We start from the raw sequence: 11,818 nt of genomic DNA on the forward strand, positions 1-11,818 counted from the left end.
TCCCGGGCTCGGCGAACGAGCTGGCCGACCCGGCCCTCCTCCTGCCGGTCATCCGTGACTTCCCGGACCTCGACGTCGTGCTCGCCCACGGCGGCCGCGGCTGGTGGTACGACGCAGCGGCGTTCCTGGCGCTCAGCAACCCGCGCGTGTGGATCGAGCTGTCCGGCCTGCCGCCCAAGCGGCTGCCCGACTACTTCAGCAGCTTCGATCTCGGCCGCCTCGCGCGCCGGTGGATCTTCGCCACCGACTGGCCTGGGGTCCCCGGCACCGCTGCGAACGCGCGCGCCGTGGTCGACCTCGGTCTCGACGACGACCTGGCCGGCCGGGTCCTCGGCGGCAACGCCCTCGACGTCTACGCCGGTCTCGACCACCTCCGTCCCGCGACAGGAGCACGCGGATGACCCCCGACCCACGGCCCGCCTACCAGGGCCGGCCGGCCCGAGAGCTCACCGACGAGGAGCTGGAGCAGCAGGGCAAGAACGCGCACGACACCCGCAACTGGGTCTTCCTGCACGGCACTGCCGACCAGTTCGCCACCCACACCGCGCGGATGCTCGAGCTCGAGCAGGAGTACCTGCGCCGGCACCCGAAGCGCACCTGGCAGGGGAGCGGTGGCGCGGCGACCGACGAGGCGCAGGCCGCGGTGCTCCGCAAGGCGCTGCGCGGGATCCTCGTGCAGCTCGAGGCGCTGGTCGACCCTCCGTCGGTCGCCGCCGGCGGGGTCGTGACCGGCGACCCGGCGCTCGCCCTGCTCCGGCGCGTCGCCGCGGCCCCCGGCGGCCGGCTCAACAAGCTCGAGGTCCACCAGGTGGCTCGCGAGGTGGGGCTGGACCGCACGGCGCTCGCCCGGCTCTACAGCTCCGACCCGCCGCTGCTGACGACCGACAAGCAGGACCGGGTGATCACCGACGCCGGGCGCGCACGCATCGAGTGAGCGTCCCGGCCCACGTCGAGGTCAGATGGCGCGCAGGGTGGACGCCTGCCCGAGGGACCGCAGGCGGATGAGGGCCTGCGCGGTGGCGTCGTCGGCCGGGTGGTGAACGACGAGCTGCTGGGTCTCGGGGTCCGTGGTCTCGAACACCTCGCGGTCCCAGCGCAGGTCCGCGTCGACCGCGGGGTGCCTGGTCCGCAGCTGCGCCGTCGAGGGCGGCAGGTGCTGGTCGAGCCGGCGGGTGAACTCCGGACCCGCGATCGGCGCCAGCTCTGCCCGCAGCCACTCGGACTGCGCCACCGTGGGCGCGAGCCAGAGGCCGAAGGCCTGCTCGTCGGCGACACGGTCCCAGTCGGTGAACGTAGTCCTGGCGCGAGGATCGGTGAACACGTAGCGGGTGAGGTTGGGATGCTCGACGTCCAACAGGCCCGACCGGCCCATCACGGCGACGAAGCCGCTGGTGTGGGCGAGTACGTCCCCCAGTCGGTTCGTGACCATCGCGACCCCGGGCTCCAGTAGCGTCAGTGTCGCCTGCAGCGTCGGACGGATGTCACGACGCGGCGGCGCGGCCTCGTGGGGGCCGGCACACGCCCCGCCGGTGATCTTCGCGAGGTACGACAGGTGCCGGCGCTCGGCCGGGTCGAGGCCGAGCCCCTGGCCGAGCGCGTTGAGGACCGCCTGCGACGGGTTGCGGTCGCGGCCCTGCTCGATCCTCGTGAGGTACTCCACGCTGATCCCGGTGCGCTCCGCGACGTCGGTCCGGCGAAGCCCGGGAGCGCGACGTCGAGCCGTGCTCGGCAGGCCTACCTCCTCGGGCTGGATGCTGTCGCGCTTGGCCCGGACGAAGTCCCCGAGAGGCGTGCCCATCCATCCACTCTAGGTAGGCATCTCGCAATGGTCCACGCCGTTGGGTGGCCCTCCGGGGGCCGGTCTGACCGCGGTCTGTTCCGGCCGGTCCGGGTCACCAACAGTGGATGTCATGAACGAGAAGAGCAAGCTGGTCATCATCATCGGCAGTGTGCGGGCCGGACGGTTCGGCCCCACCGTGGCGACCTGGGTCGCCGACCGGGCCGGAGAGCACGGCGGCTTCGACGTCGAGCTGGTCGACCTGGCCGACGTCGAGATCCCCCTCGCGCTGCCCGCCGTGTCCGCCAAGGAGGCGGGTGCGAGCTATCCGCGCCCGGAGACCATGCAGCAGGTCACCGACCGCCTGGACGCGGCCGACGCCTTCGTCGTGGTCACCCCCGAGTACAACCACAGCTATCCCGCCTCGTTGAAGGCGCTGATCGACTGGCACTACGACCAGTGGGCGGCCAAGCCGGTCGCGTTCGTCTCCTACGGCGCCGCCGCCGGCGGCCGGCACGCGGTGATCCACCTGGAGAACGTGCTCACCGAGCTGCACGCGGTCACGATCCGCGACGGACTCAGCTTCCCCAACTACTTCCTCAGCTGGGCTGATGGTGCGCCCCAGGACCAGCAGGCGCAGGTGCTCGCCAAGACCATGTTCGAGCACCTCGACTGGTGGTCGCAGTCGCTGCGCGCGGCACGGGCGACCGCGCCGTACCCCAGCGCGTCCTGAGGCCCGGGTGGGAACGATGACGCAACCGCAGCCGGCTGCAACGTCGATCGCGGTGTACGGCGCGGACGGCCACACCGGCCGCCTGGTCGTCACCGAGCTGGCCCGCAGGGGCCACGAGGTCGTGCTCGGCGGGCGCTCGCGATCGGCCCTGGAGGCTCTCCGGGACGGCCTCGAGGCACCCGCGCAGGTCCGGAGCGCTCACGTGGACGACCGTGCGGCGCTGCGGAGCCTCACGGCGGGTGCCGGCGTCGTGATCAACTGCGCCGGTCCGTTCGCGGCGACGGGACGGGCGCTCGCGTCCGCCGCGATCGAGACCGGCACCCACTACCTGGACCACAGCGCGGAGCCGCTCTACGTCAGGGCCCTCTTCGAGCAGCTCGGGTCACGTGCCCGGGCCGCGGGGGTGGTCGTGGTGCCCGGGATGAGCTTCTTCGGCGCGCTCGCGGACCTTCTCGCCCACCGGCTCGCCGGAGACCGCGCCGAGGTCGACGAGGTGACTGTCGCCTACGCGGTTCGCGGCTGGTTGATGACGGCGGGGTCGAGGGCGACCGCGTTGGGGCTCCGCGAGGCGGACCGAGCCACCTTCCGGGATGGAACCCTGGGAGTTGGTCCCCCAGCGCGGGCGCTGGCGACCTTCGACTTCCCCGAGCCGGTCGGCCGCCAGGCGGTGATCGTCGACTACCCGGCGGGCGAGGTCGTGACGATCCCGCGTCACGTGGCCACCCGTGCGGTGCGGGTCGTGATGACCGCGGACACCTTCGTGGCGGCCGAGGTCTTCGGCGGAGCCGACGTCGACCCCCGGACGCGCGCCGGATCCGAATACCTGCTCACCGTCCGTGCCGCGAGCTCGACCGGCACCCTCGAGCGTCACCTCGAGGGAAGCGACATCTACGGCACCGGCGCCGCCGTAGCCGTCGAGGCCGCGGTCCGGCTCGCGCGAGGTTCTGGCGCCGCGACCGGAGGCGTGCGGAGTGCGGCCCAGGTGTTCCCCCCTGACCGGTTCCTGGACGCCCTCGAGGAGCGCGGGGTCCTCCGCCAGCTCTGAACGACCGCGCCGCCCTCGCTCGCCGCGGATCCTGTCCGGGTCCGGTGTGCAGTCAGGTGAGGCAGGTGTCACCCGCCGGCGACGTACTCCGGCTCGGCCTCCGGGACCGGGTCGAGCGCCTCGTCCGCCAGCTCCACGCGGCGCGGTAGCAGGGCCAGGGCCGCCACCAGCGCACCGACGATCGCGACGGCCGCCCCGAACTCGAGGCCGGGACGGTAGGCGTCCAGGGCCGCGTGCGGGGAGGAGGTCACGTCGGCGCCGGTGGCGATGACCGCCGACGTGATCGCGAGCACGACCGCCGCGCCGACCTGCATCGAGGTCTGCAGCACCCCGGCGGCGAGCCCCTGCTCGTCGTCGTCGATCCCGCTTGTCGCCTGGATGTTGATCGCGGGGAAGCCGATCCAGCCGATCCCGATCAGCAGCATGGCCGGAAGCACCATCGTCACGTACGACGGGTCGGTGTCGAGCCGGAGGAACGCAAGGTAGCCGACGGACATGACGGCCAGGCTGACGGCGATGATGCGCGCGGTGCCGAAGCGGTCGACGAGCTTGTCGGAGAACACTGACGACGCGGCCACCATCAGCCCGATCGGCAGCAGGGCGAGCCCCAGCTGAAGGGGAGACCAGTCGATGGCGTCCTGGAAGTAGAGCGTGACGATGAACTGCCAGCTGAAGTAGGAGCCGGCCACGGCGACGATGGCGAGGCACGCCCGCACGAGCGAACCCCTGCGCAGGATGCCCAGCCGGATCAGGGGGTGCCGCACCCGGCGCTCCACGGCGACGAAGGCGCCCAGCAGCGCGGCAGAGGCGACGAACGAGCCGATGGTCCGGGCCGACGTCCAGCCGGCGGTCGGCGCCGAGACGATCGTGTAGACGAGCAGCAGCATCGCCGCGGTGGAGAACGCCGCGCCGAGCAGGTCGTGGCCGCCGTCCCTGACCCGCTCGGACCGCGGCACCAGCACGAAGGCGGCGGCCAGGGCCGCCAGTGCGATGGGGACGGGGAGCAGGAAGTTCCAGCGCCAGCCGAGCCCGGTCATCAGCCCGCCGAAGACCAGTCCGGAGGAGTAGCCACCGGCACCGAACACCGTGTAGACCGACAGCGCCTTGTTGCGCGCCGGGCCCTCGGCGAACGTCGTGGTGATGATGGAAAGCCCGGTCGGGGCCGTGAAGGCGGCAGCCAGCCCCTTCACGAACCGGGTCAGGATCAGCAGGGGACCGCTGCTGACGAGCCCGCCGGCCAGTGACGCCAGGGCGAAGACGGCCAGGGCGACCAGGAAGACCCGGCGCCGCCCGAGCAGGTCGGCCGTCCGCCCGCCGAGCAGCAACAGGCCGCCGTAGCCGAGGACGTAGCCGCTGACCACCCACTGCAGGGTGGACGTGGACAGGTCGAGCTCGGCGCCGATCGAGGGCAGGGCGACGCCGATCATCGAGACGTCGAGCCCGTCCAGGAAGAGCACGACGCACAGGGTGATCAGCAGGGCCCGGAGGCGAGGGCTCCACGCACCGGTGGTGGACGAGAGGGTGGCTGGGGAGGTCACCCGACGACACTTACATGCACGTGCATTCAATGCAACTGCAATTGATGCTCTTGCATCCATATCAGGTGCGAGCTAGCCTGCGAGCCATGAGGCAGGGCCAAGGGACCGCCGAGCTCGTCCACGAGTGGCGCACCCTGCTGGCCAGGCATGCGACGGTCAGCTGTGCGCTGGAGAAGGCGCTCGAGGTCGAGCATGGGATCGGGCTGAGCGAGTTCGAGACGCTCGACCGGCTGGTCGACGCCAACTGCAGCAACTACCGCATGAGCGATCTCGCCTGCGACATGCACCTCAGCCAGAGCGCCCTGTCCCGGGCAGTGGCCCGGCTGGAGCGTGACGGGCTGGTCAGGCGCGACATGTGCCCCGACGACCGGCGCGCGATGTTCGTGTGCCTGACCGCCGAGGGCAAGCGGGTCCATCGCAGGGCGCTGCCCACCCACCGCAGCGTGCTGAGCGAGACCTGGGGCGTCGAGCAACCTGTGTCGTGAGCGCGTCGTGGCGCGTCGTGGACGTGTCCGGGGTCACGGAATGGCTGGCACGCTCGGCGGCCTTGTGCCCTTCGTGACCACTACCGAGGGCAAGGTCGCCATCGTCACGGGAGCAGGCTCGGGGATCGGCGCCGCCACGGCGCGACGGCTGGTCGAGCGCGGTGATCGCGTTCTCCTGGTCGGGCGCGACGCGGAGCGGTTGGCCCGTGCTCACCGGGTGCTCGGGACCGGAGCCACGGATGTGCTGGCCGTGGACCTCACCACCGAACGGGCCGGCGAGACCGTGCTGGGGGCCGCCCTCGATCGCTGGGGACGGGTCGATGTTCTGGTCAACAACGCGGGCATCAACCGGGCCGGCGACTTCGCGACCCTGTCGATGCGCGACTTCGACGACATCTTTGCGGTCAACGTGCGCGCCCCGTACGCACTCACCCGGGCCACCGTGCCCCACCTGAGCCCCGGCTCCTCGATCGTCTTCGTCGGCAGCAACCTGTCGCGCTACGGCAAGCCCGGCGCCGCCGCGTACGCCGCGAGCAAGGCCGCCGTGGAGTCGCTGACCAGGACCCTCGCGGTCGAGCTCGGCGGCGCCGGCATCCGAGTCAACGCCGTCTCGCCCGGAATGACGCACACCGGCATGACGGCGGCCGGCCTCGCCGACGAGGAGCGCTACCGGCAGCTGGTGGCGAACAGCCCGGTGGGCTTCCTCGGGGTGCCGGACGACATCGCAGCAACGATCGCTTTCCTCACCTCCGACGCATCCCGCTACGTCAACGGGGCGGCGATCGTCATCGATGGGGGACGGACGCTCATCTGAGCAGCCTCAGCGGTGTGCACGAGGTGGAGGGGGTCGACCCACACGGGACACCCGCGATGTCACAGGCGGGGCGCCCGCCTCGTCAGGTGCATGAGCCGTCGGCACCGGCCGACGCCGGATCGAGGAGAGGTCAGCCATGCAACCCGACGACCGGACGCGGCGCACCGTTCGCGCACCCGACGAGCAGGCCCATGGCATGGAACCGCTCCGAGCGGGGAGGTCATGTCCATGAGGGTCTTCGTGGCAGGCGGCAGTGGCGCCCTCGGCCGGGTCCTGGTCCCGAAGCTGGTGGCCAACGGGCACGACGTCACGGCCAGCACCACCAGCCCGGGCAAGCTCCGGATGCTGGAGGAGCTCGGCGCGACCGGTGCGGTGATGGACGGCCTGGACGCGGCGTCGGTCGGCGAGGCGGTCGCCGCGGCGCAGCCCGACGCGATCGTCCACCAGATGACTGCGATCTCGCCCGGCCACGCCGGCAAGCCGGACTTCCGGCACTTCGACCGGTGGTTCGGCCAGACCAGCCGGCTGCGCACCGAGGGAACCGACCACCTGCTGGCCGCAGCCGAGGCGCTGGGCGTCGGCCACGTGGTCGCCCAGAGCTACGCCAACTGGAACGGGCTCCGCGAGAGCGGCTGGGTGAAGACCGAGGAGGACCCGCTCGACCTGCACGTGGGCGATGCTGCCGAGCCGGGGATGCGGGCCATCGCGCACGTCGAGGACGCGGTGATCGCCGCCGGTGGTGCCGCGCTGCGCTACGGCGGCTTCTACGGGCCCGGGGCCAGCGACGACCAGGTCGAGCTGATCCGCAAGCGGCAGTTCCCGCTGGTCGGCGACGGCAACGGGTACGCCTCCTGGGTGCACCTGGAGGACGCGGCCACGGCGACCGTCCTGGCCGTCGAGCAGCAGGCGAAGGGTGTCTACAACATCGTGGACGACGAGCCGGCCCCCGCCAACCAGTGGCTGCCCTACCTCGCGGAGTGCGCCGGTGCGAAGCCGCCCCGGAGGGTGCCGAGGTGGCTGGCCCGCCTGCTCGCCGGCGAGCTGGCGGTGTCGATGATGACCGAGGGCCGGGGGTTCTCCAACGAGAAGGCCAAGCGCGAGCTCGGGTGGGTGCTGCGCTACCCGTCGTGGCGGCTGGGCTTCAAGGAAGGCCTCTCGTGAACAAGCTCGAGGAGTTCCAGGAGCTGCGGCCACTGCTGTTCTCGATCGCCTACCGGATCCTGGGCAGCGTGAGCGAGGCCGAGGACGCCGTGCAGGAGAGCTGGCTCCGCTTCGAGGCGTCCCCGGCCCGACCGCGGTCGACCAAGGCGTTCCTCTCCGCGGTCGTCACCCGGATCTCCATCGACGTGCTCCGTTCGGCCCGCATGCGGCGCGAGGAGTACGTCGGTGAGTGGTTCCCCGAGCCGTTGCTCTCCGACCCCTACGAGGACCCGGCACGAGCTGCCGAGCTGGCCGACTCGCTCTCGATGGCGTCACTGCTGCTGCTCGAACGGCTCAGCCCGCTGGAGCGGGCGGTCTTCGTGCTGCGCGACGTGTTCGCCTTCGACTACGCCGACATCGCCTCCGCGGTGGGCCGCTCGGAGGCGTCCTGTCGCCAGCTCGTGGTGCGCGCGCGCCGGCACATGGCCGAGGGCCGACCCAGGTTCGAGGCCGACCGTGCCGAGCGGGACCGGCTCGCCGGCCGGTTCTTCGAGGCGCTGAGGAACGGTGACGTCGAGGGGCTGCGCGAGCTCCTGGCCGCCGACGTGCAGCTGGTCGGCGACGCCGGCGGCAAGGCCCCGTTGTGGGGCCACGGCATCTTCGGGGCCGACAACGTCACCCGGCTGCTGGGCACGATGTACCCGCTGCTCGCCGAGGTCGACGTGACCGTCGAGCGCCACGAGCTGAACGGCCAGCCGGGCGCGATCTTCCGCGACCGCGACGGCAAGGTCGTCAACACGTGGACCATCGACGTCCTCGGCGGCCGGGTCCAGGCCATCCGCACCGTGCTCAACCCGGACAAGCTGCGTCACGTCGGGCCGGTGGCGGACGCGTTCGCCGTCCTCCGCGAGGCCAACCGGGCGCGCCGTCGCTGACAGTCGCCCACCGGTCAGGAGGGCGGCAGCACCACCAGGCTGACCCCGGTGGTCCGGCACGTCGGGATGCAGGCAGCGCGACGCGGCTGGGTCTGAGCGCACCCCCGCCCGGGCGCGTCCCGGGACCGCCGGGAACCACCGTGCGGGACCGGCCGGAACCGGTGCACTTGATCCCGCTCCGGGCGGGACGGCAGCCCCGTGCCGGTGGGTGGGTGACCGCCCGAGCGTGGCGGGATGCGATGGACGACAGTGCTGTGGGGAGCCGTGGCCGTGCTGCTGACGGCGTGCAACGCGGGTGACTCCGGAGCAGGCCGGTCCGTGGCGGCCGTGGACGAGGCAGGGGCGCCTGGGCTCGAGGCACGAACACCGGCGACCCCCGTCGCCTCGCCGGCGGCCGGCGCGGTCCGGGGGTCCGACGACTGGCGGATGACCCGGTTCGCCCGGGACGGCCAGCTCGAGGGCTACACGACGCGGGCCAGCGCCCCGCCCGGCGTGCCGATCGAGCTCAAGGTCTCCACCTCGCAGCGCGCCTACCGGGTCAGCGCCTACCGGATCGGCGCCTACGAGGGCGGCACCGGCCACCTGGTGCACCGCTCGGAGCTGGTCGACGGTGAGCGCCAGGCCGGCGCGGTCCTCCGTCCGGTCGAGACGCGCACGGTCGTGGCGCCCTGGCACGTGAGCCTGACCGTGCCCACCGAGCAGTGGGAGCCCGGCTTCTACGTCCTCCGGCTGGCGAGCACCTCCGGCTGGGAGTACCAGGTGCCCTACATCGTCTCCTCGCCGTCGGCCGCCGGGACGGTCGCCCTCGTCACCCCGGTCACCACCTGGCAGGCCTACAACCTCTGGGGCGGATACAGCCTGTACGACGGGCCGGCCGGCGACCGGCGCAGCTGGGCGGTCAGCTTCGACCGGCCCTACCACGGGGTCGGCGGGATGAACGACTTCCACACCGCCGTGGTCCCGATCGTGGTGCAGGCGGAGGCGACAGGAGTGCCGCTGTCCTACTTCGCGAACCTCGACCTGCACGACCGTCCCGACCTGCTGGCGGGAGCGCGCGGCTATGTGTCGATGGGACATGACGAGTACTGGACGCCGAGCATGCGCACGACCGTCGAGACCGCCAGGGACGCGGGGACCAACCTGGCCTTCCTCGGGGCCAACACGGCGTACTGGCGGATCCGGCTCAGCGACCGGGCCACCGGCCCGCTCCGCCTCGAGACCGGCTACCGCCACGACGCTGAGGTCGACCCGATGCGGGAGACGGACCCCGCAGAGGCCACCGGCCGGTTCCGCGACGCGCCCGCGGCCGACCCCGAGAGCGAGCTGGCCGGCGTCCTCTACGAGTGCTACCCCGTGGACGCCGACTACGTCATCGCGACGCCGCACTGGTGGGGCTTCGCCGGGACCGGGGTTCGAACGGGCACCGCGGTCACGGGGCTGGTGGGTGGCGAGGCGGACCGCGTCTACCCGGACCGCACGATGCCGCGACCCCTGCAGGTGCTGAGCCACACGGCGTACTCCTGCCGCGGCGACGCCACCTCCAGCCAGTCCGTCTACTACACCGTCCCCTCGGGCGCCGGCGTCTTCACCGCAGGGACGCTGCGCTGGGGGTGCGCACTGGTGGACCTGTGCGACCGGCCGCTGGGTCCCGAGACCCGCGACTTCGCCCGGTGGGTGACGGAGAACGTGCTCCGGGCCTTCGCGCGCGGCCCCGTGGGGCTGCGCCACCCCGCGCAGGACAACGTGGCGGACTTCGACCTGCCGCTGGTCAACAGCGTCGAGGCGAGCTGAGGTGGCCGGGTGGGTGCCCGGTTCCGCCATCATGGCCCCATGCACACCACCGGCCGCGCGCTCGCGGCACTGGTCCTGGTGGTGGGCGCGGCCGCGTGCACGGACGACGGCGAGGAGCCGCCGGCCGACGCGCAGACCGACCACGTCGCCCTCGAGCTGTCGGTCGGACCGGGAGCGGGCGACCTGTCCACCCAGGCGCGCGACGAGCTCCAGAACGACGTCGGCGCCGTGCTGACGACCTACGTCGTCGACGCCTTCCTCGGCGACTACCCGCGCGACGACTTCGTCGAGGGGCTGGACACGTTCACGTCCGGCGTCGCCGACCAAGCGGCCGCGGACCTGAACCTGGTCACCGGCGCGGGCTTCGGCAAGGACGTGCAGGGCGTCACGGCCACGAGGTTGTCGGCGACGATCGCGAGCTTCGTCCCCACGGGCGAGGTCGTCGGTGTGACGGCGTCGGTGGACCTCGCCTTCGACGTCGAGGCGGCCGACGGGACGACGAGCGAGCTCACCCGTCGCGGCCGGCTGATGCTGATGCCGGATGACGGGGAGTGGAAGATCTTCGGCTACGACCTCACAACCGAGCCCGGAGGTGACTCGTGAGCCCCGGCGCCGGCGTCGCCGCCGTGCTCGCGGTCCCGGTTCTGATGCTGGTCCCCGATGGCCAGGTCACGCCGGCGGCCGTGAGCCTCCTCGAGGTCGAGTCGTCGACAGCGGTCGACTTCGGCGACAGTGTGCACGTGCTCGCGCTGGGCTCCGACGCGACCGGCGCCGACCCCCGGCGCGGCAACGGGGACGCCATCGAGCTGATCTCGCTGGACTTCCGGACGGGTGCGGCGTCGGCGGTCGGCATCCCGCGGGACACGGTCGTCGACCTGGACGGCGTGGGCAGGGCGAAGATCAACGCCGGGCTTCCGGCCGGCGGGACGGACCTGATGGTCGCCGAGGTCGAGCAGCTCACCGGCGTCGACGTGCAGTACGTCGTGACCGCCGGGGGCGCCGACTTCGAGAAGCTCGTGGACACCGTGGGGAAGCTCGAGGTGCATTCGGACATCGCCTTCGCCGACCCGGCCTACGGCCTCCAGGTCGAGGTCGGCCAGAACACGCTCGACGGCCGGGAGGCGAGGGGGTTCGCGAAGGCGCGCGACTTCACCGGCGACGACTTCGCCCGGATGGCCAACCAGCAGGAGCTGCTGCGGGCGATCCTGGACGTGCTCCGCGGTGGCGAGGACGAGCTGGGCTTCGTGGAGAGCGGTGCGCTCGCCGCGCTGCAGCACCTGGACACCAACCTGTCGCCCGCGGACCTCTACCGCTTCGCGCAGGCCATCGGACAGCTCGACCCGGCCCTGACCACCAGCTGCGTGCTCACCGGACCCACCGAGCTGGACCCGGTCCTCGGCGACATCGTCCTCCTCGACGAGGAGTACGCCGCCCGGGTCGCGGCCGACGCCGAGGACGGCGTGATCGAGGGCAGCTGCGAGCCCTGACCCGCGTCAGCCCTGCCTTCCTCAGCCCAGGCCGGCCTCGCGGGCCAGCACGATCGCCTGCGCCCGGTGCGCG

At 72.4% G+C, this 11,818-nt stretch carries 13 protein-coding genes; 11 read left to right on the plus strand and 2 right to left on the minus strand.

Going from position 1 to position 11,818, the window contains the following annotated elements; translation table 11 throughout:
- Positions 1–401 (plus strand): amidohydrolase family protein (locus VFV89_RS06115; RefSeq protein ID WP_329705026.1); only part of this gene is annotated, 401 nt, incomplete at its 5' end.
- Complete coding sequence (locus tag VFV89_RS06120; RefSeq protein ID WP_329705027.1) at positions 398–934, plus strand: DUF6158 family protein; 537 nt, start codon at positions 398–400, stop codon at positions 932–934. The genes VFV89_RS06115 and VFV89_RS06120, both read left to right, overlap by 4 nt.
- 21 nt (positions 935–955) lie before the next feature.
- On the opposite strand, the gene VFV89_RS06125 is transcribed toward VFV89_RS06120, so the two are convergent.
- Complete coding sequence (locus tag VFV89_RS06125; protein ID WP_329705028.1) at positions 956–1,798, minus strand: helix-turn-helix transcriptional regulator; 843 nt, start codon at positions 1,796–1,798, stop codon at positions 956–958.
- A 112-nt stretch (positions 1,799–1,910) separates the two neighbouring features.
- Here VFV89_RS06125 and VFV89_RS06130 point away from each other — a divergent pair, with 112 nt between their 5' ends.
- Both VFV89_RS06130 and VFV89_RS06135 read left to right on the plus strand, forming a co-directional pair.
- Positions 1,911–2,510 carry an NAD(P)H-dependent oxidoreductase gene (locus VFV89_RS06130; RefSeq protein WP_329705029.1) on the plus strand — a complete coding sequence of 200 codons (600 nt, stop codon included), beginning with the start codon at positions 1,911–1,913 and terminating at the stop codon, positions 2,508–2,510.
- A 16-nt stretch (positions 2,511–2,526) separates the two neighbouring features.
- Complete coding sequence (locus VFV89_RS06135) at positions 2,527–3,555, plus strand: saccharopine dehydrogenase NADP-binding domain-containing protein (protein ID WP_329705030.1); 1,029 nt, start codon at positions 2,527–2,529, stop codon at positions 3,553–3,555.
- A gap of 68 nt (positions 3,556–3,623) precedes the next feature.
- On the opposite strand, the gene VFV89_RS06140 is transcribed toward VFV89_RS06135, so the two are convergent.
- A complete protein-coding gene (locus VFV89_RS06140) occupies positions 3,624–5,093 on the minus strand; it encodes an MFS transporter (RefSeq protein ID WP_329705031.1) in 1,470 nt (489 codons plus the stop codon).
- A gap of 86 nt (positions 5,094–5,179) precedes the next feature.
- Here VFV89_RS06140 and VFV89_RS06145 point away from each other — a divergent pair, with 86 nt between their 5' ends.
- The 7 genes from VFV89_RS06145 (at position 5,180) to VFV89_RS06175 (ending at position 11,745) form a co-directional block, all read left to right on the plus strand.
- Positions 5,180–5,578 carry a MarR family winged helix-turn-helix transcriptional regulator gene (locus VFV89_RS06145; protein WP_329705032.1) on the plus strand — a complete coding sequence of 133 codons (399 nt, stop codon included), beginning with the start codon at positions 5,180–5,182 and terminating at the stop codon, positions 5,576–5,578.
- Positions 5,579–5,651: 73 nt separating this feature from the next.
- Positions 5,652–6,392 carry an SDR family oxidoreductase gene (locus VFV89_RS06150; protein ID WP_329705033.1) on the plus strand — a complete coding sequence of 247 codons (741 nt, stop codon included), beginning with the start codon at positions 5,652–5,654 and terminating at the stop codon, positions 6,390–6,392.
- A 228-nt stretch (positions 6,393–6,620) separates the two neighbouring features.
- On the plus strand, positions 6,621–7,553 hold the full coding sequence (locus VFV89_RS06155) for an NAD(P)-dependent oxidoreductase (RefSeq protein WP_329705034.1): 933 nt from the start codon (positions 6,621–6,623) through the stop codon (positions 7,551–7,553).
- The gene (locus VFV89_RS06160) at positions 7,550–8,467 is read left to right on the plus strand and encodes an RNA polymerase sigma-70 factor (RefSeq protein ID WP_329705035.1); all 918 of its coding nucleotides are present in this window, start codon (positions 7,550–7,552) and stop codon (positions 8,465–8,467) included. Before VFV89_RS06155 ends, VFV89_RS06160 begins: the two co-directional genes overlap by 4 nt.
- A gap of 234 nt (positions 8,468–8,701) precedes the next feature.
- Positions 8,702–10,258 (plus strand): N,N-dimethylformamidase beta subunit family domain-containing protein, encoded by a 1,557-nt coding sequence (locus tag VFV89_RS06165; RefSeq protein WP_329705036.1) that lies wholly within the window; start codon positions 8,702–8,704, stop codon positions 10,256–10,258.
- Positions 10,259–10,297: 39 nt separating this feature from the next.
- Positions 10,298–10,861 carry a hypothetical protein gene (locus VFV89_RS06170; RefSeq protein WP_329705037.1) on the plus strand — a complete coding sequence of 188 codons (564 nt, stop codon included), beginning with the start codon at positions 10,298–10,300 and terminating at the stop codon, positions 10,859–10,861.
- On the plus strand, positions 10,858–11,745 hold the full coding sequence (locus tag VFV89_RS06175) for an LCP family protein (protein WP_329705038.1): 888 nt from the start codon (positions 10,858–10,860) through the stop codon (positions 11,743–11,745). Before VFV89_RS06170 ends, VFV89_RS06175 begins: the two co-directional genes overlap by 4 nt.
- Positions 11,746–11,818: the final 73 nt, after the last annotated feature.

The sequence above is a fragment of the Nocardioides sp. genome, from assembly GCF_036274455.1.
Taxonomy (GTDB): Bacteria; Actinomycetota; Actinomycetes; order Propionibacteriales; family Nocardioidaceae; genus Nocardioides.